At 62.4% G+C, this 22,911-nt stretch carries 21 protein-coding genes; 18 read left to right on the top strand and 3 right to left on the bottom strand.

Annotated features, from left to right (window positions below):
- Positions 1-100 precede the first annotated feature (100 nt).
- The 6 genes from RFM98_RS16725 to RFM98_RS16700 are packed head-to-tail and all read left to right on the top strand — an operon-like array spanning position 101 to position 7,379.
- Entirely contained in the window at positions 101-1,096 is a 996-nt protein-coding gene (locus tag RFM98_RS16725) for a glycosyltransferase family 2 protein (protein ID WP_320309903.1), read from the top strand.
- The gene (locus RFM98_RS16720) at positions 1,093-2,883 is read left to right on the top strand and encodes an ABC transporter ATP-binding protein (RefSeq protein ID WP_320309902.1); all 1,791 of its coding nucleotides are present in this window, start codon (positions 1,093-1,095) and stop codon (positions 2,881-2,883) included. Before RFM98_RS16725 ends, RFM98_RS16720 begins: the two co-directional genes overlap by 4 nt.
- A 4-nt stretch (positions 2,884-2,887) precedes the next feature.
- Entirely contained in the window at positions 2,888-4,111 is a 1,224-nt protein-coding gene (locus tag RFM98_RS16715; RefSeq protein WP_320309901.1) for a glycosyltransferase family 2 protein, read from the top strand.
- Positions 4,108-5,487 (top strand): glycosyltransferase family 2 protein, encoded by a 1,380-nt coding sequence (locus RFM98_RS16710; RefSeq protein ID WP_320309900.1) that lies wholly within the window; start codon positions 4,108-4,110, stop codon positions 5,485-5,487. The genes RFM98_RS16715 and RFM98_RS16710 overlap by 4 nt, the downstream gene beginning before the upstream one ends.
- Positions 5,405-6,145, top strand: a complete 741-nt coding sequence (locus RFM98_RS16705) for a class I SAM-dependent methyltransferase (RefSeq protein ID WP_320309899.1) — start codon at positions 5,405-5,407, stop codon at positions 6,143-6,145. Before RFM98_RS16710 ends, RFM98_RS16705 begins: the two co-directional genes overlap by 83 nt.
- A gap of 13 nt (positions 6,146-6,158) precedes the next feature.
- The gene (locus RFM98_RS16700) at positions 6,159-7,379 is read left to right on the top strand and encodes a glycosyltransferase family 4 protein (protein ID WP_320309898.1); all 1,221 of its coding nucleotides are present in this window, start codon (positions 6,159-6,161) and stop codon (positions 7,377-7,379) included.
- Positions 7,380-7,401: 22 nt separating this feature from the next.
- Here RFM98_RS16700 and galE read toward each other — a convergent pair whose 3' ends face one another.
- Together galE and RFM98_RS16690 are read right to left on the bottom strand one after the other, a co-directional pair.
- The gene (gene galE / locus RFM98_RS16695) at positions 7,402-8,373 is read right to left on the bottom strand and encodes a UDP-glucose 4-epimerase GalE (protein WP_320309897.1); all 972 of its coding nucleotides are present in this window, start codon (positions 8,371-8,373) and stop codon (positions 7,402-7,404) included.
- Positions 8,370-9,341, bottom strand: a complete 972-nt coding sequence (locus RFM98_RS16690; RefSeq protein ID WP_320309896.1) for a UDP-glucuronic acid decarboxylase family protein — start codon at positions 9,339-9,341, stop codon at positions 8,370-8,372. Before RFM98_RS16690 ends, galE begins: the two co-directional genes overlap by 4 nt.
- A 744-nt stretch (positions 9,342-10,085) precedes the next feature.
- Here RFM98_RS16690 and rpsF point away from each other — a divergent pair.
- From rpsF to RFM98_RS16630, 12 genes are all read left to right on the top strand, one after another.
- Positions 10,086-10,580, top strand: coding sequence for a 30S ribosomal protein S6 (rpsF, locus tag RFM98_RS16685; RefSeq protein WP_320309895.1), 495 nt, complete (start codon positions 10,086-10,088; stop codon positions 10,578-10,580).
- Positions 10,580-10,828: a 30S ribosomal protein S18 gene (gene rpsR / locus RFM98_RS16680; protein ID WP_006203718.1), complete on the top strand. Its 249-nt coding sequence runs from the start codon at positions 10,580-10,582 to the stop codon at positions 10,826-10,828. The genes rpsF and rpsR overlap by 1 nt, the downstream gene beginning before the upstream one ends.
- Before the next feature lie 273 nt (positions 10,829-11,101).
- Positions 11,102-11,686 (top strand): 50S ribosomal protein L9, encoded by a 585-nt coding sequence (gene rplI / locus RFM98_RS16675; RefSeq protein WP_320309894.1) that lies wholly within the window; start codon positions 11,102-11,104, stop codon positions 11,684-11,686.
- 244 nt (positions 11,687-11,930) lie between these two features.
- On the top strand, positions 11,931-13,220 hold the full coding sequence (locus RFM98_RS16670) for a cyclopropane fatty acid synthase (protein ID WP_320309893.1): 1,290 nt from the start codon (positions 11,931-11,933) through the stop codon (positions 13,218-13,220).
- A 66-nt stretch (positions 13,221-13,286) separates the two neighbouring features.
- Positions 13,287-13,607, top strand: coding sequence for a YnfA family protein (locus RFM98_RS16665; RefSeq protein WP_320309892.1), 321 nt, complete (start codon positions 13,287-13,289; stop codon positions 13,605-13,607).
- Positions 13,608-13,678: 71 nt separating this feature from the next.
- Positions 13,679-14,644: a small ribosomal subunit Rsm22 family protein gene (locus tag RFM98_RS16660; protein WP_320309891.1), complete on the top strand. Its 966-nt coding sequence runs from the start codon at positions 13,679-13,681 to the stop codon at positions 14,642-14,644.
- Between the two features lie 581 nt (positions 14,645-15,225).
- On the top strand, positions 15,226-16,716 hold the full coding sequence (locus tag RFM98_RS16655) for a replicative DNA helicase (protein WP_320213785.1): 1,491 nt from the start codon (positions 15,226-15,228) through the stop codon (positions 16,714-16,716).
- A 231-nt stretch (positions 16,717-16,947) separates the two neighbouring features.
- Complete coding sequence (gene radA, locus RFM98_RS16650; RefSeq protein WP_320213784.1) at positions 16,948-18,351, top strand: DNA repair protein RadA; 1,404 nt, start codon at positions 16,948-16,950, stop codon at positions 18,349-18,351.
- Between the two features lie 42 nt (positions 18,352-18,393).
- Positions 18,394-19,077, top strand: a complete 684-nt coding sequence (locus RFM98_RS16645) for a CvpA family protein (protein WP_320309890.1) — start codon at positions 18,394-18,396, stop codon at positions 19,075-19,077.
- Between the two features lie 114 nt (positions 19,078-19,191).
- On the top strand, positions 19,192-20,673 hold the full coding sequence (gene purF, locus RFM98_RS16640; RefSeq protein WP_320213782.1) for an amidophosphoribosyltransferase: 1,482 nt from the start codon (positions 19,192-19,194) through the stop codon (positions 20,671-20,673).
- A gap of 76 nt (positions 20,674-20,749) precedes the next feature.
- Complete coding sequence (locus RFM98_RS16635; RefSeq protein ID WP_320309889.1) at positions 20,750-21,493, top strand: SDR family NAD(P)-dependent oxidoreductase; 744 nt, start codon at positions 20,750-20,752, stop codon at positions 21,491-21,493.
- A gap of 118 nt (positions 21,494-21,611) precedes the next feature.
- A complete protein-coding gene (locus RFM98_RS16630) occupies positions 21,612-21,836 on the top strand; it encodes a hypothetical protein (RefSeq protein WP_027165524.1) in 225 nt (74 codons plus the stop codon).
- Positions 21,837-22,144: 308 nt separating this feature from the next.
- On the opposite strand, the gene RFM98_RS16625 is transcribed toward RFM98_RS16630, so the two are convergent.
- On the bottom strand, positions 22,145-22,651 hold the full coding sequence (locus RFM98_RS16625; protein ID WP_320309888.1) for an OsmC family protein: 507 nt from the start codon (positions 22,649-22,651) through the stop codon (positions 22,145-22,147).
- Between the last annotated feature and the right edge of the window lie 260 nt (positions 22,652-22,911).

Raw genomic sequence — 22,911 nt, 5'->3', positions numbered from 1 at the left:
CTGCCAGAGGCGCGGATGCCCGGAGCCATCAACGCGCGGCGCCGCCGCCCCCACTATCACAGTGCCTGCATAGCCAAGTTTCGCGGAGAAATACGGGCCCATGATCGAACACAATTCCACAGTGGGCGTCGTGGTGCCGATGTTCAATGCCGAACGAACCATTCGTGCGACCCTGAACAGCATCTGCAGGCAAGACTATCAGGCCCTTGACATCATCGTGGTCGACGACGGGTCGACGGACCTGTCTGCTTCGATTGTGGCCTCCTATGCCGAACAAGATCGGCGCATACGCCTGATAAAGCAGTCAAACGCCGGCGTTGCGAAAGCTCGCAACCGTGGCGCTGCTTCTACCGATGCAGAGTTCCTCGCGTTCGTTGATGCGGATGATCTTTGGGCCCCATCCAAAATCGCGCTTCAGATGTGTGCCTTGCAGCAGGGTGGCTCTTCTGCAGGCCTGGCATATTGCTGGTTTGCCGATATAGACGGCGATGGCCGGGTATTCTCATTGCATAACCGACCCGACGCCGAGGGCCGCGTTCTCCAACGCATGTGCAGGACGAATTTTGTCGGCAACGGAAGCTCAATGCTGGTCCGACGCTCCGCATTTGAGCGCGTGGGAGGCTTTGACCCTTCCTTGAGGGCCAGGAACGCACAAGGCTGCGAAGACCTGCTGATGTGCCTCAGAATCGCGGAACATTACGAGTTCCGCGTCGTTCGTCAGCACCTCGTGGGCTACCGGATGACGAACGTCAACATGTCGAGCGATGTCATGCAGATGCTTCGTTCGTGTGAAATTGTGCTTGCCGAATTTCGCGAAAAATACCCGGAATTCGGGGGCGAGCTCGACGATCATCTGGTCGACATGCTGCATTGGCTCGCCGTGAGAGCGTTGATCTGCGGACGGCTTTCCGCAGCGTACGACCTGTTCAAGAGGCTCGTTGTCCTGGAGCCGGGCACGGCTATTTCTCGTCTGCCGAACATGCTGGACATTTACTGCCGGGCCAGACTGGTCCCTCGCTGGATCAAAATTCGATTGAAGAGGGCGCGAAACAAGAACGCCGAGTTCCAACCTCACTACGCAGAGAGCATCTGGTGAATCTGTTCGTGCGATTGCGACGGCTTTTTCGCTTGTCGGCTGCGCCCGCGTGGGCTGGACCGACAGTAGTGGGGCTTGGATTGCTTGCGGCGGTTCTGGAAGGTGCCGGTCTCGTCCTTTTCATCCCCTTGCTGCAGAGCCTCGGAGCCTCGCCACCTCAGTCCGGCAGATGGCAGCCGGTATTTGACCGGCTCCTGTCGTCCATTCCCCAGCATAGCCTAACCGCGTTCCTGGTCGGAGCGCTGTGCGTCAGCATCATTCTCAAAAATGCGGTCCACCTCATCAACACCTGGGTGACCAGATATGTCGACGGCCTCGTTGCTCATCGGTTGCGATCCAGGGTTTTTGATCAGACAATAAGTTCGTGCATCGATTACCGGGTTGAAAACAGACGATCGGACATCATCACGACGATTGCCAATAACACCTGGAAGGTCAGCCAAGGGCTGAGCCTGGCTTATCGCTTGATGATCTGCTTTTGTACCTTCGTGGTCTTCGTTCTTTTGATGCTCTTGATCTCGGTTCGATTGACGTTTTTTTCCATGATATTTCTGCTCTTCGGTGCAATGGCCATTCGCCTGGCCACGCGACGTGCAGACGAGACCGGCAAGGCCGTCGTCGAAGAAAACAAGCAGTTCGGCCTCAGGATGTGGGAAAGCATAAATTCACTGCAGTTGATCCGTGCCTTCGCACAAGAAGACTACGAGCAAGATCGGTTCCTCAAGACATCGGACAGGGTACGGCGCCGCCTTTTGAGGCTCGACATGCTTTGGGCGACCCCCGGGCCGGTCTCTGAGGTATCGATCACGGTTCTGATCGGCGCACTCATCCTCATTGCAGAGTCCGCAAGCATAGGAATCGCGGCGCTCGCTGCTTTCCTGTCGCTCCTTTATCGCCTCCAGGGTCCAACGCGGGAATTGCTGCAATCGAAGATCGCGCTGGACGGGCTTGCCGGCGCCATAGACGATGTGGACGATTTCCTGCGCACAACGCAAACGCCCTTTCTCAGCCAAGGCAATCTGTCAGCCCCTCCACTCAGCACGGCAGTGGAATTCCGCAGCGTCTCCTTTCGTTATGCGCCCGATCAGCCACTTGCACTGCACGACGTCTCCTTCAGCATTCCCGCCGGCAAGACCACAGCCATCGTTGGAGAGTCGGGTGCTGGCAAGTCGACCCTCATGGCGCTGCTCTTTCGCTTTGTGGACCCTACGTCAGGGGAAGTGCTCGCCGACGGGGTGCCGCTTTCGGGTTTCGAGTTGCGCAGTTGGCGCAAGCGACTGTCGTTGATGTCTCAGGAAGTGTACCTCTTCAACGACACCATCGCGGCCAATATCGCCTATGGCGATTTCGATACCAATCAGCACGACCTGCGCGAAGCGGCCCGCATAGCAAAGGCGGACGATTTCATCCGCTCGCTTCCGGAGGGCTACGAAACGCAGATCGGCGACCAGGGAATGCGCCTGTCGGGCGGCCAAAGGCAGCGGATTGCACTTGCCCGGACCATTCTTCGCAACCCCGACATTCTCCTGTTGGACGAAGCCACGAATGCGCTCGACGGCGAGACGGAACAGGCATTCCAGATCGCGCTCGAGCAGTACTCGCACAATCGCACTGTCGTGGTCATTGCTCACCGATTGTCGACGGTCCAAGCCGCCGACCAGATCATCGTAATGTCCAAAGGACGGGTGATCGAAATCGGGGCACCGGATCAACTCCTGAAGCAACCGGGCCATTTTTCAAGACTTCACGGGTTTCAACACGGACGTGTTGCCATGGATGCGAACTAAGACGATGGGCTACAAAATTGTCGAGGTCGAGTTGTCAAGTCCGCTGGCGCCGATTGAGCTTGGGCCGCAGCAGGATGGTGTCGGTCTCATTGCCCGCTGGCAGAACCGGCTTGTCGGGTTCGAGATGATCACGGTCCCCACCACCGGGGGTCTTTCGGGGGAAAGACTGAGATCCATTGCCGATCAACGCTTCGCCTCCCGTGTTCTCGTTGCGAAAATGGAAGGGGAATTGCGGCGACGAAGAGCGGTTGCGGAGCCTGCGTTGCCGAGCCTTTCAATCGCGATTTGTACGAAAGACCGCGCCGAACGTCTTTCCCGGCTGCTGGCTTCGCTCAACGATATCCGCTGGAAGTCCGCTTTTCCGTTCGTCGAAATCCTGGTCGTGGACAATGCGTCTGCGGATTCGGCTACACGCGAAGCCGTCCAGCGCTTCAAAGACGTTCGTTACATTTTCGAGCCGAGGGCCGGGCTTGATTTTGCACGAAACGCAGCTCTTCGTTCTGCCACGGGTAGCATGATCGCCTATCTGGACGATGACGTGGTCGTTGATCGCAACTGGCTTGAGGGCCTTGCCAAGGTTTGCCGGGATCATCCCGGTGCCGGCGGCTTTACCGGCCTGGTGCTGCCGCTTCGCCTCGACACAGAGGCCCAGATCTTTTTCGAACAGCGGGGCGGATTCGGCCGCGGCTTCAACCGCAATGAATTCCACAACGCCCGATTCGACAACCCGCTGCACCCGGTCGGGTCTGGCATTCTCGGCGCTGGCTGCAACATGGCCTTCGACCGCACGCTGCTCCTTTCGCTCGGCGGTTTCGACGAAGCGCTCGACACCGGAGCACCGCTGCCCGGTGGTGGCGATCTCGACATTTTCTATCGCGTGCTGCGTTCAGGTCGGCCCATGATCTACGAACCAGAGTATGCGGTTTATCATGAGCACCGCGAGACGATCGACCAATTGAGACGGCAATATTGGACATGGGGCCTTGGTATGATGGCCTTCCTTGTCAAAAGCCGTCGGACTGACGCAGAGCTCAGGGCACGGCACCGCGCCATGGTTCGCTGGTGGTTCTTCGATCGGCTGAAAGCGCTGGCACGCGCGGTGCGCAAGCTTAGAGGTCGTGATTTCCGTTTCGCCATTGCAGAGCTGTGGGGCGGCATTTACGGCCTTGCGGGCGAATATGATCGCTCGCGTGTCCGCGTGCAGGCGATCCGGGAGCAGAACCAGTGAATGGCGGCGCCTTCCGTGTCAGGCAAATCGATCTCCGCTCTGCCGATGCGGACGTCGATGCGAGCGGTACTCCTTCGCTATCGATCTTTTGGTGGAAGGACTTGCCGCTGGGAATGCGAGCGTCCTTGCCTGACGAATTGCCATACACAGAGGCACGCTTGAGGCAGCTCGCAGCGGAATTTTCGGCAGCACAATTGGCTGCCCGCAGCATCAAACTGGGCGCCCCGTTGCGGGCGACTTATGAAGGATGGCCAAAGTCCGAGCTCTCTTTAACCACGACGCTCGATGCCGAGGATCTTGTCGGTTGCCTCGATGAGCTTGCAACTGCGTCGTCCGCGCCCGCGCAGCACATCTCGGTGGTGATTTGTACGCGCGATCGCGGCCCGGCACTGGCGCAGTGCCTTCAAAGCATTGCCAGGCAGCGCAGCGCCCCTGGCGAAGTCATCGTCGTCGACAATTCGCGCGACGCCAACGCATGGCCGGTATGTATCGGCTTCCCCGACATCCGTTACGTTCACGAACCACGCCCCGGACTGAGCGTTGCCCGATCCGCCGGCATTCGTGCAAGCCGTCACGACATCATCGCCTTCACAGATGACGACGTCGAGGTCCATCATGGCTGGACTGCTGAAATCGCGCGCGCCTTTGCAGAATGGGACGTCGAGGCGCTGACAGGCCTGGTGCTGCCAGCCCGGCTCGATACGATCGCCCAACGCCGCTTCCAGTTCGACATGGGCGGTTTTGGCACCACCTTCGTGCCGCTTATCTTCGACCAACGCTTCTTCGAGGAGACTCGGCCAAGCGGAGCGCATGTCTGGAAGATCGGCGCCGGGGCCAATATGGCCTTTCGGCGATCTGCCTTCGATCGAGTAGGCTCGTTCGACGAGCGCCTCGGCGCCGGTGCTGCCGGATGTTCGGAGGATTCGGAGCTATGGTACCGGCTTCTGGCAACAGGAGGCGCTTGCCTTTATGAACCCCGGGCCGTCGTCTTCCATCATCATCGCCGCGACTGGCCGGGCTTTAGGCGGCAGATAAAGGCCTACATGAAGGGCCACGTCGCAGCTCTCGTCGCGCAATATGATAATTTCGGGGACCGCGGAAACATCGACCGTATCTGGAAGCAGCTACCCGCATATTTCGTGAGAACATTCGTCAAGTCGCTTTTCGAAGGTCCCCCCGGAAGGATCGGAATCCTGGCGGCAGAAGTCCAAGGCTGGCTGGCGGGTCTCCAGTATCTCTTGCGTTTCGGCTGGCGAAAACGGCGAACATCAAATTGGCTGAGGAAGAAACCCGATGATCCGCAAGGCGCCGCTCGGACAGTTCCTGTCTCGAAATCCCTTTCCAAACGGCCTGACAGACGGCCTTTTCTACCGTGAGAAGATGCGGGCGATTCATCGCGTTGCGCCCGTGACGATCGAGGGCCCCGGGCGGATATTGGAAATTGGGGGCGGCCGCAGCGGACTGGCAAGTATCCTCTACCCGAAGGCGGACATCGTTACCCTCGATCTCGATCCCGAATTGGGCAAGCACCAGCCGGATTGGGCGAGATCGACCTTCGTCTGCGGCGATGCCTGTGACCTCCCCTTCCCGGATGACAGCTTCGACGTCGCGACGCTCTTTGACGTGCTTGAACATATCGAGGACGACCGCAGCGCGGCACGAGAGGCCCTGAGGGTCGTGCGACCAGGCGGGTATGTTCTTGTCTCGACGCCGCATGCCGATTGGCATTACCCGTATTTCCGCATCATGAAGCCCTATTGCCCGCATGAGAGCGAACTGATGCAGGAATGGGGTCATGTCCGGCGCGGCTACCGGGATCCGGAACTGGCAGCGCTCTTCGACAGTGCGCCGGAGCGCCGGGCCACGTTCATCAACCCGGTGACGGCACTCTTTCACGACATCGCATTTTCTCGTCTTGGACGCCGTCGCCGCAAACTTCTTTACGCTCTCGCAGCGCCCATAACGGCCCTCGGCTACGCGCTGCACCAACGCTCGACACGCGGCACGGAGACGGCCTTTTCCTGGCGCAAATGAATTCTCGGGGCAAATGATCGGCCGCGCTTCCCTTGTCATCGCCCTCTTTCCGTGGGGTGACGTCGTGGAGGAATTCCTCGATCCGATAGGGTTGCGGCTCAAGGACTTCGTCGAACAGATGACCGGCGGATGGCTGTTCGGTTACGCCTCCGCCCTACAGCTAGCCGGACACAGACCGTTCATTGTGTGCGCTTCTGAGCACGCCTCGGAGATAGAGTGCCACTACCATGCCGGGACGGGTGTGCCGATCTGGATTGTTCCCGGCAGACGCGCGCGCCAAGGTCACTCCGCAGCGGCTCACAGTTTGCGACGCTGGGCCGCGACGCCGCTCCCGGCATTCCGCAAGGTGCTCGCCCAGTCGCAATGCGACGTAATTCTCGCGCAAGAATATGAGTACACCCGCTTTGATGCGCTTGCCTGGTTGGCGCGCCGTATGCGCATTCCACTCTACGCAACCTTCCAGGGCGGAGACCGGACGCTCTCCTGGATTGAGGCGATTGCCAGACAGGCCTCGCTCCGTGCCTGCAGCGGCTTGATCATTGCACCGGCTGCAGAGCGTGAACGTCTCGCCAAAGCCTACCCGCACATTGCCCTCAACATCGCAAATATCCCCAACCCGATCGATTCCAGCGAATGGAAAGCGATAGGGCGCCAGCAAGCGCGGCAAGCCCTTGGGTTGGCGCGCGAGGTTTTCGTCGTCGTCAACCACGGACGCATCGATATCCGTCGGAAAGGGCTCGATGTGCTCCTGAAAGCCTGGTCCTTCTTTGCCGGCGATGCCTCATCGGAACTGGTTATCATCGGCTCGGGGCAGGACCGAGACGTCTTTGCCAGGCTGTTGAGCGAGGCCAAATTGCCGAATGCAAGATGGCTTTCGCACTACACCACGGATCGGTCGACGATCCGGCATTGGCTTTCAGCGGCGGATGCCTATGTCACGGCCTCCCGCATCGAAGGCATGCCTGTCGCACCGTTGGAGGCGATGGCCTGCAGCCTTCCGGTCATTGCTACCGACGCACAGGGTCTGCCCGACATTTTGGAAAACGGCGAAGCATCCGGCGGTCTCATTGTTCGGAGGGATCAGCCGGCAGAAATTGCGCACGCACTGAAGAAGCTGAAGGATGATCCGGGCATGCGGAACCGCCTCGGCCAGGCGGCGCGGAAGCGGATAGAGGAAAATTTCTCGCTCGGCGCAGTTTCTGGCGCTCTTGATCGTTGGTTGACCGCGCGGTAGCGCATCTTGTGCAAGATCATTGCTACCGGCTACGATACCACGCCAGCGCCGTCTCGACGATCCTGTCGATCCCGGATTGCTCGGGCACCCAGCCGAGTTCCCGCTTGGCCTTGCCGGCCGCGGCAACAAGCGCTGGCGGGTCGCCCGGCCTGCGCGGCCCGTAAGCTACCGGAAGGCGCACCCCCGAAGTCCGGCTCACAGCGTCGACGAGTTCGTTCACCGTCGTACCCGCCCCGGTTCCGAGATTGTAGACATGGACCCCTTTGGCACCAAGAAGCTTTTCCGCTGCCAGCACGTGAGCGCGCGCCAGATCGACAACGTGGATATAGTCTCTCACAGCGGTTCCGTCGCGGGTGTCGAAATCGGTGCCGTTGATGGTAAAAATGCGGCCCGGCCTCAGCGCGGCTTCTATGGCAAGCGGAACGACATGTGTTTCGGGTTCATGCCTTTCGCCGATTTCGCCGTCGGGATCGCATCCGGCAGCATTGAAATACCGAAGCACGACCGCGTTGAGGCCGCGAGCGGCCGATATGTCCTCCACCATCCTTTCGATGATGAATTTCGACCACCCATAGGGATTGATGGGCGACTGCGGGTGCATCTCGTCAATCGGAGAACGAACCGGAATACCATAAGATGCGCAGGTGCTCGAAAAGATCAGCTTGTCCAGGCCGGCCTTCAGCATTTCCTCGAGCAAGACCAAGGTCCCGAAACTGTTGTTCCGGTAGTAAAGTTCCGGCCGCTCGACAGACTCGCCGACATAAGCGTAAGCAGCGAAATGAGCCACCACGTCCGGCCGATACTGGTGGAAGGCTGCCGCCACGGCCGCAGCGTCGGAAATATCTGCCTCGATGAACGGCCCCCACTTGACCGCGTCGCGCCAGCCCCGCGAGAGATTGTCGTAGGCGATAACCGACCATCCGGATTGAGCGAATGCCTTGCAGCAGTGCGACCCGATATAGCCCGCCCCGCCAGTGACCAGGACTGTCTTCATTGGGCGGCGTGCCGGACATGCCCAGACGAAACCAGGTCCTCGAAATACGCAATGGTCTTGGCAAGGCCATCACGCAATGCAATTCTTGGCTTCCATTCGAGTTCGCGCGCAGCATACCCGATATCAGGCTGCCGCTGCTTTGGGTCGTCGACGGGCAGAGGCGAAAAAATGATCTTCGATCGACTTCCGGTAAGTTCGATCACAAGATTTGCGAGTTCGAGCACAGTGAATTCGACCGGATTGCCGAGATTGACGGGACCGGTGACATCGTCGGGCGTCTGCATAAGGCGAACCAAACCGTCGACAAGATCCTCGACATAGCAGAACGAACGTGTCTGCTGGCCCGTGCCGTATACCGTTATCGGCTTATTTTGCAGCGCCTGCACGATGAAGTTGGAAACGACACGGCCGTCGTCCGGACGCATCCTCGGACCGTAGGTATTGAAAATACGGGCTACCTTGATCCTCAGCTTGTGCTGTCGCCAATAGTCGAAAAACAGGGTTTCGGCGCATCGCTTGCCTTCGTCATAGCAGGAACGAGGGCCTATCGGGTTCACTCTGCCCCAATAGTCCTCTGTCTGCGGGTGAACTTCAGGGTCGCCGTAAATTTCAGAGGTGGACGCCTGCAGAATCTTTGCGCGAACCCGCTTGGCCAACCCCAACATATTGATCGCACCATGGACGCTGGTTTTGGTCGTCTGAACGGGATCGAACTGATAGTGAACAGGGCTCGCCGGACAAGCAAGGTTGTAAATTTCGTCCACTTCTACGTAGAGCGGAAATGTCACGTCATGACGAATGATCTCGAACGATTTGTCGTCGAGCAGATGGGAGACGTTTCTTCGGCTCCCTGTGAAGAAATTGTCGACACAAGCAACCTCATGGCCTTGAGCGAGTAGCCGCTCGCACAAAAATGATCCCAGAAACCCTGCCCCCCCAGTCACCAGGATTTGTTTCGCCTGCTGCATTTTCGGGGTCTCCGATTCAAATTAGGAAAGACTAATATTATAACCCAACGGCAGGGCCATTAGCCACTAACCTGCTTTCAATTCGCGTTACCGGCAAGACATTGTTCTCGATCGGGGCGGCTATTGCAACGTCAGCCTGCCGCCCGACATGCAGCCGGGTGAATGATAGAGACACCTGGTTCGTCCGAGATCTCACCGTCGCCGGGGCGACTTGGCAATTTGCGCGTATGGTCTCTGGTTGCGGCGTCGACAGCCGCCGGTGCCCTGCCGGTGCAAAGTCCACTTTTGGTGGGCAGCGCTGGCCTCAATGGCTGAAACGAGGCGCAAGCCGAAGCGATCGGTTCAAGGCGACAAGCGCCTATTCCATTCCGCCACCACTGTCGTACGAGCCCAACCCCCTATCAGGTTCGTGCAGCCTGGAGAACTTGGTGAGCATGGGTAGGTGTGGTCTTTCTCCGGAACTGCGACACATTGGAAGCTCGCCCTTCACCGTCCCGGTCTTGCCTTCCGACAGATTTGCTATATAGACGCGCCCAATCTGCCGGTCCTTGCTGGGGGCTGAACGGAGGGCCGTGGTTTTTTCGGAAGCCACGCATGAAGCCAGAAGCGCTTCGGTCTCCCGTGTCTCCGCTCTCGACCGTCTCGTGATTGCTCCTTTCTTCCCCGTTCCGTCGGGTCAGACAAGTTGCAGAGGCTTAGCCGCGAGGGCCGGTCCAGAGAAACGAAGAAAGGCACTAAAACATAATGGCTCTTTACGAACATGTGTTTCTTGCCCGGCAGGACCTGTCGCAGCAGCAGGTTGACGCGCTTGTCGAACAGTACAAGGGCGTCATCACGGCGAATGGCGGCTCGATCGGCCGGATCGAGAACTGGGGACTGAAGTCCCTCACCTACCGGGTCAAGAAGAACCGGAAGGCTTACTACACGCTGATGGACATCACCTGCCCGCCGGCCGCGCTCAACGAAATGGAGCGCCAGATGGGCCTGTCGGAAGACGTCCTCCGCTTCCTCACCATCAAGGTCGAGGCGCATGAGGAAGGCACTTCGGCGATGATGCAGAAGCGCGAAGAGCGCTCCGAGCGCGGCGGCTTCGGCGACCGCGACCGTGGCGATCGTGGCCCGCGTTCGTTCGGCGACCGCGACCGCGGCGACCGTGGTCCGCGTTCGTTCGGCGACCGCGAAGGCGGCGACCGTGGCCCGCGCCGTCCGCGCGAAGGCCTTGAAGGGGGTGCAGAATAATGGTCGACATCAACCAGATCCCGACCCGGCGCCCGTTCCACCGCCGCCGCAAGACCTGCCCGTTCTCCGGCGCCAACGCGCCGAAGATCGACTACAAGGACGTGCGTCTCTTGCAGCGCTACATTTCCGAGCGCGGCAAGATCGTGCCCTCGCGCATCACCGCCGTCAGCCAGAAGAAGCAGCGCGAACTCGCCAAGGCGATCAAGCGCGCCCGCTTCCTCGGCCTGCTGCCCTACGTGGTTCGCTAGGCCTTTTGAATTGACCATGATCTTGTCCGAAAACCGGTATCTACTTTTCGGGATCATGGTCTAGCAAGCGGGCGGCTCGCCGCCCGCTTCCACTGCGCGGCGACGGGCGCCGCGAAGGTTAAAGTCAAATCCCGAGTTGGGGCCAATAGCCTCTAACTGCCAAGACAGGCAGGACAGCGACAAGAGCGGCGACGCCGCACCAAGCTTCCTGACCTGTTCCACCTCATTTAGCGCCAGTCTTGCGACCTGCGCTCAAACCGAAGGAACGAAACCATGGAAGTCATTCTCCTCGAGCGCATTTCCCGCCTCGGCCAGATGGGCGAGACCGTCAAGGTCAAGGACGGGTTCGCCCGCAATTTCCTTTTGCCCCACGGCAAGGCGCTGCGCGCCAACGAAGCCAACAAGAAGAAGTTCGAGGGCCAGCGCTCTCAGCTCGAAGCCCGCAACCTCGAGCGCAAGTCGGAAGCCACGCAGATCGCCGAGAAGCTCGACGGCAAGAGCTTCATCGTGGTGCGCTCGGCCGGCGAAACCGGCCAGCTCTACGGCTCGGTGTCGACCCGCGACATCGCCGATCTGCTGACCGCCGAAGGCTTCACCGTCAACCGCAACCAGATCGAGCTCAACCAGCCGATCAAGACCATCGGCCTCTCCAATGTGGCGATCGCGCTGCATCCGGAAGTCGAGGTCACCGTGACGCTCAACGTCGCCCGTTCGGCCGACGAGGCGGAGCGCCAGGCCAAGGGCGAGATGCTGACCACCGCCGAAGCCATCTATGGCGACGACATCAACGACAACGCCCGGCCGGAGAATTTCTTCGACCCGAACGCCGAGTTCGAAGGCGGCGAAGAGAACGCCTGATTTCCGGGCCTGATCGGCCGCCCTTCCGAAGCATCGCTTCGGCTCACGGACGTCCAGGATTTCTGGACCAACGCCCGGGTCTCCGACCCGGGCTTTTTTGTGCCAAATGGAACTTTCCGACACCCTATATCTTGTGCACATTACAGCGTGGCGCGTCGATTGGACGCGGGCGATGCGCTGTGGCATTTTTCGATTGGCACTCCAGTCCGGCTGCCGGGTGGTCCGTCTGAGGGGACATTTGGTCATGAATATCCTGTTGAAACACGTTCTCGAACGCCTGGTGCGGGCCGGCAGCCTGAAGGTGACCGGCCCCAAGGGTACGACATACAAGTTCGGTGACGGCAGCGGCGAGCCGGTGCATATCCACATCAAAACCATGCATGCCGAGCGCGCCATCAGCTTCGATCCGATGCTGGCGGTGCCTGAGGCCTATATGGACGGCGAGCTGGACGTCATCGAGGGCGGCGTTCTCGGGCTGATGCGCATTGCCTTCCAAAACATGGGCTCGAGCGGCATCGACGTGACCTGGTCGAAGGCGATCGAGGGCCTGCGTCACGCCTTCCGCCGGCTGCAGCAGGTCAACACCGCCGCGCGCTCGCGCCGCAACGTGCAGCGCCATTACGACCTGTCCGGGGAGCTCTACAAGCTCTTCCTCGACGAGGACATGCAGTACTCCTGCGCCTATTTCGAACAGCCGGACATGACGCTGGACGAAGCGCAGGCCGCCAAGAAGCGCCATATCGCCGCGAAGCTGAGGCTGAAGCCCGGCCAGACGGTGCTGGATATCGGCTCCGGCTGGGGCGGGCTCGGCCTCTACCTCGCCAAGGCCTTCGACGTCCATGTGCAGGGCGTCACGCTGTCCACTGAACAGCACGGTGTCGCCACCGACCGAGCCCACGCGCTGGGTCTCCAGGACCGCGTGCATTTCGAGCTCAAGGACTATCGCGCGCTCAACGAACGTTTCGACCGCATCGTCTCGGTCGGCATGTTCGAGCATGTCGGCGTCAATCACTACCGCACCTTCTTCGACAAGGCCGCCACGCTGCTCAAGCCCGACGGCGTCATGTTGCTGCACACGATCGGCCGTTCCGGCGTGCCGTGGGCGACCAGCGCCTTCGTTCGCAAATACATTTTCCCGGGCGGCTACATCCCGGCCCTTTCCGAAGTGATGCCGGCGATCGAGAAATCCGGCCTGGTCGTCACCGACATCGAAATCCTGCGGCTGCACTACGCCGACACCCTCAAGCATTGGGGCGAGCGCTTCGCCGCCAATCGCGACAAGGCCAAGGCGATCTATGACGAGCGCTTCTGCCGCATGTGGGAATTCTATCTCGCCGCTTCCGAGGCCGCCTTCCGCTGGCAAGACCTGGTGATCTTCCAGTTCCAGCTCGCCAAGCAGAACGACACGCTGCCGGTGACGCGCGACTACATGGCCAAATGCGAGAAGGCGCTTGAGCTGCGCGACCTCGGCCACCAGGAACCGGCGGCGCCTGCTGCCGCAAAGCCGACCCGCCGCCGCAAGGTGATGGAATAGACACGCATTGCCGCTTGCCATTGCGGCCTGACGCCACGAAAAGGTCTCGTTCGCGAGACCTTTTTCATGACCTACTTGATCTACATCGCCGCAGCCCTTGCCGAGATCGCCGGCTGCTTTTCGTTCTGGGCGTGGTGGCGTCTGGAGAAGTCGCCGCTCTGGCTTCTCCCCGGTCTCGTCTCGCTGGCGCTGTTCGCCTTCCTGCTGTCGCTGGTCGACACGGATGCCGCGGGCCGCGCCTACGCCGCCTATGGCGGCATCTACATCGCCGCCTCGCTCGGCTGGCTGTGGCTGGTCGAAGGCGTGCGCCCCGACCGCTGGGACCTGGCGGGGGCGGCGCTCTGCATCGTCGGCGCCTCCGTCATCCTGCTCGGGCCCAGAGCATGATGCCGAAAAGTGTGAAGCGGTTTTCGGACGACATCATGCTTTATCTCTTTAATTCCAAGGGAGCCTGATCGATGGAACTCCCCGCCCAATTGCGGCAAGGCGTCGACAGCCTGCTGGAGAAGGTGCCGCTCCCGGCGCTGAAACAGGCGGCGCGGACGCTCTCGGAGCGCTATCGCGCCGAGCTGCGCGATGGCCGCCTGCATATGGGCGAGGAGATGGCGGTCAAGGCCTATCTGGCGACGCGGCTGCCGGCCACCTATGCCGCCGTTCGCGCCAGCCTCGAGGCGCTGACTGAGGCCCGGCCCGATTTCCGGCCGGCGAGCCTGCTCGATATCGGCGCCGGACCTGGCACCATGCTTTGGGCCACGAGTGACGCGTGGCCCGGGCTCGAACAGGCGGTTCTGGTCGAGGCAAGCGCTGCCGTGCGCAAGGCCGGGCAGTCGCTGGCGGAAGGCGCGATCGCGGCCCGCGCCGACTGGATCGCAGGCGACGCGACGATAGATCTTGACGGCATCAAGCCCGCCGACCTGGTCAGCGCCGCCTATGTGCTGGACGAGATCGTGCCCGCCTCGCTGCCGAAGCTCATCGACCGCCTCTGGCGACTCACGGCCGACACGCTTCTCGTCGTCGAGCCCGGCACGCCCGCCGGCTGGCAGCGCATCCTTGCCGCGCGGCAACAACTGATCGGGGCCGGCGCGCATGTTCTGGCGCCCTGCCCGCACGCGGTGCCCTGCCCGCTCACGCCACCCGACTGGTGCCATTTCGCGCGCCGCGTCGCCCGGTCGCGCCTGCACCGTCTGGTCAAGGAGGCCGAGGTGCCGTGGGAGGACGAGAAGTTCATCTACCTTGCCGCCTCCCGGCAGCCGGCGCCGATCCGCCCGGCACGGGTGATCGCGCCGCCCAAGAGCGGTTCCGGCAAGGTGGTGCTGAAACTCTGCCAGCCGGACGGCAGCGCCGGCGAGCGCTTGTTCAGCAAGCGCGACGGCGATGTCTTCAAGGCTGCGCGGCGGGCGGATTGGGGCGATACGCTGGGCTGAGGCCGCGTAGGCCGATGGCATCGTCGCCGTCGATGCGCTGGATCGCGGCCTTGGAGATTAGCCGAAGCACCCGAGCTTCGTCATCCACGGGCGGAGCGACGCGAAGCGGCGCGCAGACCCGAGGATCCATGCCGCGACGGCGCCACGGGTGAAAGCGGCGCAGAACAGAGTTCGTTCCGAACCGCTGCAACGCTCATAGGTAGCGGCATGGATCCTCGGGTCTGCGCCGCGTCGCTTCGCTCCTTGCTTCGCCCGTGGATGACGACTTGACGAGTGTTTCGGCTAATCTCGAACGTTCGTGCCCGCCTGCCCCAAACGGACATAATATATCCGCTGCGAGCGAGGCTCCAACGGCAATCAGCCGCCAAAATTGTTCTTGCTTCGTTCCTGTCTTGCGCATAAGAATCACGTCTTGCCGAGTCAACCGGAATCGGGCCACCGGAATACTGTCCTGTGGACGGTTTGCCGTTCCTGTGAACAACGTGAATCAAGGTCGGTTGGCCGCACAGTGATGCAGAAAGGTCAGCATCCGATCCGTCTCGTTCTGGTATCGAGGAAGCGGGATCGAAATCGGGGACATCATGGCAGAGGCGGCACGAAAATTCGGCGCGGCGGAAACGCCGCTTTATCGCGAGGCACCGAACAACATCGAGGCCGAGCAGGCGCTGCTGGGCGCCATCCTCGTCAACAACGACGCCTTCTACCGCGTCTCCGATTTCCTCAAGCCCGCGCATTTCTACGAGCCGCTGCACCGCCGGATCTTCGAGGTCGCGGCAGAGCTCATCCGCATGGGCAAGATCGCGACGCCGATCACGCTGAAGACCTTCCTGCCGGCCGACGAGAAGGTCGGCGACATGACGGTGGCGCAATATGTCGTGCGGCTGGCGGTCGAAGCCGTCACCGTCGTCAACGCCACCGACTATGGCCGGGCGATCTACGACCTTGCGACGCGCCGCGCGCTGATCACCGTCGGCGAGGACATGGTCAACATCGCTTACGACGCGCCAGTCGACATGTCGCCCTCCGACCAGATCGAGGACGCCGAACGACGGCTGTTCGAGCTCGCCGAAACCGGCCGCTATGACGGCGGCTTCGAAAGCTTCAATGATGCGGTCAAGACCGCCGTCGACATGGCCAACGCCGCCTATATGCGCGACGGCCATCTGTCCGGCATCGCCACCGGGCTGCGCGATCTCGACCGCCGCATGGGCGGCCTGCAGCCCTCCGACCTGATCGTGCTCGCCGGCCGTCCCGGCATGGGCAAGACCTCCCTGGCCACCAACATCGCCTTCAACATTGCCGAAGCTTACGTCCCGGCGCAGCAGGCCGATGGCAGCTTCAAAGCCGCCAATGGCGGCGTCGTCGGCTTCTTCTCGCTGGAAATGTCGTCGGAGCAGCTCGCCACCCGTATCATCTCCGAGCAGACCGAGATCTCGTCCTCGAAGATCCGCCGCGGCGAGATCACCGAGATGGATTTCGAGAAGCTCGTCGCCTGCTCGCAGACGATGCAGAAGATCCCGCTGTTCATCGACCAGACCGGCGGTATCTCGATCGCGCAGCTTTCGGCCCGTGCACGGCGCCTGAAACGCCAGCGTGGCCTCGACCTCATCGTCATCGACTATATCCAGCTGATGCAGGGATCGAGCGCGCGCGCCTCGCAGAACCGCGTGCAGGAAATCACCGAGATCACCACGGGTCTCAAGGCTTTGGCCAAGGAGCTCGGCGTGCCGATCATCGCGCTGTCGCAGCTGTCGCGTCAGGTCGAAAGCCGCGACGACAAACGCCCGCAGCTCTCGGACCTGCGCGAATCCGGCTCCATCGAGCAGGACGCCGACGTGGTGCTGTTCGTCTATCGCGAGGAATACTACCTCAAGAACCGCGAGCCGAAGCTCGGCACCGAGGAATACGTCAAGTGGGAAAACGAGATGAACGAGGCACGCGGCAAGGCCGAGTGCATCGTGGCCAAGCAGCGCCACGGACCGACCGGTTCGGTCAGCCTCGCTTTCCACGGCGAGTTCACGCGCTTCTCGGATTTGGCGGAAGAGCATCATTTGCCGGAAAGGTTTGAGTAGCTTTTTGGCCGACCTTAGCGCTCCGTCACACCCCCCTCTGGCCTGCCGGCCATCTCCCCCGCAAGGGGGGAGATTAACCGTCACCACGACCTTCGCCAATCGCCGACGTCGCAAGAAGAGCGCCGGTGGCCAAGCTGCTGATCTCCCCCCTTGCGGGGGAGATGTCCGGCAGGACAGAGGGGGGTGGGCGGGAACGTCAGCCTTCGAAAATTCTCGATTGGCGCAACGCTAATGGCCAAATCGCGCGTTCAGTTCATCTGCCAGAATTGCGGCTCGGTGCATCAGCGCTGGGCCGGCAAATGCGATGCCTGCGGCGAGTGGAACACGCTGGTCGAGGAAGGCACGTCCGGCGGCATCGGCTCGGGGCCTGCCAACACGCGCAACGCCCGCAAGGGGCGGGCCGTGGTGCTCACCAGCCTGTCGGGCGACATCGAGGATGCGCCGCGCATCGTTTCGGGAATCGGCGAACTCGACCGCGCCACCGGCGGTGGCTTCGTGCGCGGCTCCGCCCTGCTGGTCGGCGGCGATCCCGGCATCGGCAAGTCGACGCTTTTGACACAAGCCGCGGCCGCGCTTGCCTCGAAGGGCCATCGCATCGTCTATGTCTCGGGCGAGGAAGCGGTGGCGCAGATCAGGCTGCGGGCGCAGCGCCTGGGCGTCGCCTCGACGCCTGTCGAGCTTGCCGCCGAAACCAATGTCGAGGACATCCTGGCGACCATCGCCGACGGCAAGCGGCCGGACCTCGTCATCCTCGATTCGATCCAGACGCTGTGGACCGACCTTGCCGATTCGGCGCCGGGCACCGTCACCCAGGTGCGCGCGGCCGCCCAGGCGATGATCCGCTATGCGAAATCCACAGGTGCCGCGATCGTGCTCGTCGGCCATGTTACCAAGGAAGGCCAGATCGCGGGCCCTCGCGTGGTCGAGCATATGGTCGACGGCGTGCTCTACTTCGAAGGCGAAGGCAATCATCACTTCCGCATCCTGCGCACGGTGAAGAACCGTTTCGGGCCGACCGACGAGATCGGCGTGTTCGAGATGTCGGACAAGGGCCTGCGCGAGGTCTCCAATCCGTCCGAGCTTTTCCTCGGCGAACGCCACGCAAAATCGCCGGGCGCCGCGGTTTTTGCCGGAATGGAAGGCACAAGGCCGGTGCTGGTCGAGATCCAGGCGCTGGTCGCGCCCTCCTCGCTCGGCACGCCGCGCCGCGCCGTGGTCGGCTGGGACGGCGCGCGGCTGTCGATGGTGCTCGCCGTGCTGGAAGCGCATTGCGGCGTGCGCTTCGGCCAGCACGACGTCTATCTCAATGTCGCCGGCGGCTACCGGATCTCGGAGCCGGCGGCCGATCTCGCGGTCGCCGCCGCGCTGGTTTCGTCGCTCACCGGTCTTGCCCTTCCCGCCGATTGCGTCTATTTCGGCGAAATCAGCCTATCGGGCGCGGTGAGGCCGGTTGCGCATGCGCAGCAGCGCCTCAAAGAAGCCGAAAAGCTGGGTTTTGGAAGCGCGGTGCTGCCGCTTGGCAGCGAGGAAGTCGCCGGGGGGATCGGGGCCGGCGCGTTCCAGCCCACCGAGCTTGCCGACCTTGTGGCGCGCATAGCCGGCTCACGGCGCGGTCGTGCCGACGACGGGGAGTGACGCGGCTCGCCGGGCCGTAAGACAGGAAGTGGGGCGAGAACCATGCCGATTACGCTGCTAGACGGAATCCTCGTCGGCTTCACCCTGGTCTCAGCGATGCTCGCCATGGTGCGCGGTTTCTCCCGCGAAGTGCTGTCGGTGGTTTCCTGGGCAGCCGCGGCCGCAGCGGCGTTCTTCTTCTACAAGCCGGTCCTGCCCTACGTTCAGCCCTATGTCGACAACGACAAGATCGCGATGGCCGCTTCCGCGGGCGTCGTCTTCGTCATCGCGCTGATCGTCGTCTCCGTCATCACCATGAAGCTCGCCGACTGGATCATCGATTCGCGCATCGGCGCGCTCGACCGCACGCTCGGCTTCCTCTATGGCGCGGCGCGCGGCATCCTGGTGGTCGCGGTGGCGCTGCTGTTCTTCAACTGGCTGGCCGGCGCCAAAGCGCCTGCCTGGATCGCCAACGCCAAGTCGCGGCCGCTGCTCGAGACGATCGGCGCCAAGCTTGAAAGCGTGTTGCCGGAAAACACCGAGGAACTGGTCAACAAATACACGCATAAGGGCACGCCGCAGGCCGGCGCGCCGGCCACGACCGACCAGCCCGCTGCCGAACCTCCGGCCGGCGACGACAATGCGCCGGCGCCCGACGACAGCGAGAACGAGGCCCCGGCCGACAACGAGCCGGCACCTGCCACGCCGGCGCCTGCCCCGGCACCCGCTCCGGCGCCGGCAAACTGAGTTCGGGCAAAGCCGGCACGGCCTGCCCCTGCTATTTGTGAATGCCTGAGGGCATGCGTTGCGTTCGGCGAGCGATCGCCCTATATGGCAGCTTTAGCGGAGCTTGAGCACCAGATGGCAGACTCAACGGCAGATGCAGGCAATGTCCTTTCCGCCGAGGCCGACGACCATTTCCACGACGAATGCGGCGTGTTCGGCATCTTCGGCCGGCAGGATGCGGGGGCCATCGTCACACTCGGCCTTCACGCCCTGCAGCATCGCGGCCAGGAAGCGGCCGGCATCGTCTCCTATGACGGCACCCAGTTCCATGTCGAACGCCATGTCGGCCTGATCGGCGACACCTTCACCAAGCAGCGCGTCATCGACAGCCTGCAGGGCAATCGCGCCATCGGCCACACGCGCTACGCCACGACAGGCGGCGCTGGCATTCGCAACATCCAGCCCTTCTTCGCCGAGCTTGCCGAGGGCGGTCTTGCGGTTGCCCACAACGGCAACCTCACCAACGCCCTCACCGTGCAGCGCGCGTTGCAGAAGCAGGGCTCGATCTTCTCCTCAACGTCCGATACCGAAACCCTGCTGCACCTGGTCGCGACCAGCAAGGAGCGCGATTTGAATTCGCGCTTCATCGATGCGGTACGCCAGGTCGAGGGCGCCTTCTCGCTGGTGGCGATGACGGCCAAGAAGATGATCGGCTGCCGCGACCCGCTGGGGATCCGCCCGCTGGTGCTGGGCGACCTCGACGGCGCCTGGATCCTCGCTTCCGAGACCTGCGCGCTCGACATCATCGGTGCCCGTTTCGTGCGCGACATCAAGCCCGGCGAGATGGTGGTCGTCACCTCCAAGGGCATCGAGAGCCTGTTCCCGTTCGAGCCGCAGAAGACCCGCTTCTGCATCTTCGAATATGTCTATTTCGCGCGGCCGGATTCCTCGGTCGAGGGCCGCAACGTCTACGAGGTGCGCAAGCGCATCGGCGCGGAGCTCGCGCAGGAAAGTCCGGTCGAAGCCGACATCGTGGTACCCGTGCCGGATTCCGGCACGCCGGCCGCGATCGGCTTTTCCCAGGCCGCCGGCATTCCCTTCGAGCTCGGCATCATCCGCAACCACTATGTCGGCCGCACCTTCATCCAGCCGGGCGATTCCATCCGCCACATGGGCGTGAAGCTCAAGCACAACGCCAACCGCCGCATGATCGAGGGCAAGCGCGTGGTGCTGGTCGACGATTCGATCGTGCGCGGCACCACCAGCCAGAAGATCGTGCAGATGGTGCGCGACGCCGGCGCCAGGGAAGTGCATATGCGCATCGCCTCGCCGCCGACCAGCGCGTCCTGCTTCTACGGCGTCGACACGCCGGAGAAATCGAAGCTGCTTGCCTCGCGCATGTCGGTCGAGGAAATGGCCGAGTTCATTCGCGTCGACTCGCTCGGTTTCCTTACCATCGACGGCCTCTACCGCGCCGTCGGCGAAGCGCGCCGCGACAACGACCAGCCGCAATTCTGCGACGCCTGCTTCACCGGCCAATATCCCACCCGCCTGCTCGACTTCGAAGGCCACGACAATGTGCGCACGCTGTCGCTGCTGGCATCGAGCGGATCGTAGGGCGCCCGGACCTTCGTTTGCCTTCGCCAAGTTACCCCCTCGGGGTGCTTCACTACGACCCTATGGAATCTCTCGCATGACCCTCGACCTTTCCAACCGCGTGGCGGTCGTAACCGGCGCCTCGCGCGGCATCGGCTATTTCATCGCCAGGGAACTGGCGTCGGCCGGCGCGCATGTGATCGCGGTGGCGCGCACCGTCGGAGGGCTGGAAGAACTCGACGACCAGATCAAGGCCGACGGCCGCGGCCAGGCGACGCTGGTGCCGCTCGATCTTTCAGACATGGCCGGCATCGACCGGCTGGGCGGCGCCATCCATGAGCGCTGGGGCAAGCTCGATATCCTGGTTGCCAATGCCGGCGTGCTCGGCGTGATCTCGCCGATCGGCCACGTCGAGGCCAAGACGTTCGAGAAGGTGATGACCATCAACGTCACCTCGACCTGGCGGCTGATCCGTTCGGTCGACCCGCTGCTGAGACTATCCGACGCCGGCCGCGCCATCATCCTGTCGTCCAACGCGGCGCACTCGGCGCGCGCCTTCTGGGCGCCCTATGCGGCTTCGAAGGCGGCGGTCGAAACGATGATGCGTTCCTGGGCGCATGAGACCGAGACCCTGCCGCTAAGGGTCAATGCCGCAGATCCCGGTGCCACCCGCACGGCGATGCGCGCGCAGGCGATGCCCGGCGAGGACCCGCAGACGCTGCCGCATCCCTCCGAGATTGCCCGGCGTATCGTGCCCCTGGCAAGCCCGGAGCTGAAGGAGACGGGCCTGATCTTCCAGGCCAAGCACAACCGCTTCGTCGCCTACCGGCAGCCGGAATAATTGTTCACGGGTCTGTGAACGGCGCGGCGGAAGCGTGTGCCGCCGCCCCGCTTTCGCCATCAGCGGGGAGTTGCTAGGATCGATCCGACTCCGACATCCAGCAAAGCGAGGAACTCCCATGGCTGCTACTCCCAGCGTAGCGTTGGTCTGGTATCTGGTGATCGCCGGCCCGCAAGGCGGCATGGTGGTGCTGCCCAGCACCTTCGACACCCGCGAACAGTGCACCAACGCCGTCACCGAATATCAGAAGCAGCCGACGCCTCAGGGCTGGGCCGTGCAGTGCGTGCCGAGTGCCTCACCCTTTACCGATGAGGGAGATGCCGAAACGCCCTCGGCGCAGTAGCTCCAGCTAATCTCCCCTTGAGGGCCGACCTTTCCTTCGTCATCCTAGGGCGGAGCAAGGAGCGGAGCGACGCGCGCAGACCCTAGGATCCATGCCGTGACTTGGAAGCGTTGCCACGGTGCAGAATTCTGCTCCGTTGCACCGTTCGGCGAAGGTCACGGCATGGATTCTCGGGTCAAGCCCGAGGATGACGAAGCGTTGAGACGCCGGAGAACTAGATGCCGCGAGGCCGGCGCGACAGCGCCCCCCTCTGCCCTGCCCGTCCTTCGCAGCAGCTGCGGAGGGTGGACCGGGCATCTCCCTCAGCTTCAGCGCTGTGCGCTCACCGTCAGCGCCGGCTTGTTGTTGATCGTCTGGAACACCACGCAGTAGCGCTCGGTGAGCTTCATGAGCGAATCGATGCGCTCCTGCGGCTCGTCGGTTTCGAGGTTGAATTTCAGCCTTATCTCGCGGAAGCCGACCGGCGCATCCCTGGCGACGCCGAGCGTGCCGCGAAAGTCGAGGTCGCCCTCGGCCTCGACCGTGGCGTTGCCGAGCTTGAACTCCAGCGCCGTCGCCACCGCTTTCAGCGTCACGCCGGCGCAAGCGACCAGCGCCTCCAGCAGCATGTCGCCGGAGCAAAGCTCAAGACCCGAGCCGCCGGTGGCCGGGTGAAGCCCGGCGACGGCAAGCGTCCTGCCCGTCTCCACCTTGCAGGCGATCGATTGGTCGTCGAGCGTGCCGCGGGCTCTCAGCGTGATCAGCGCCCGCGCGGCGTCGTCGCGATAGGCTTCCTTCAGCGGCGCCTGCATGGCCTTGAGTGCGGTCGCGTCCATCGGTCTTGGTCCTTTCGATCAGTCTTTGGTGGTTGATAGCACTGTCTGAGGTGCATGGGCAGAATCTGCAGCGCCCTTCGCCCAACATTGGCGATTGCCGAAAGCAAATGTGACGGCTGATCTCCCCCTTGCGGGCAGGGCTATCGCATATGAGTTATCGCCTGGATGAGATAGGCGTCATTCCAGGCGCATTTTTTGATGCGGTGGCTGATTGGAACTTTGTCGGCATCTGCGGCCTGAAGGATATTTCTGGCGATTCG

The organism is Mesorhizobium australafricanum (genome assembly GCF_033977265.1).
GTDB lineage: Bacteria > Pseudomonadota > Alphaproteobacteria > Rhizobiales > Rhizobiaceae > Mesorhizobium > Mesorhizobium australafricanum.
This window is presented reverse-complemented; position numbering and strand designations above follow the sequence as displayed.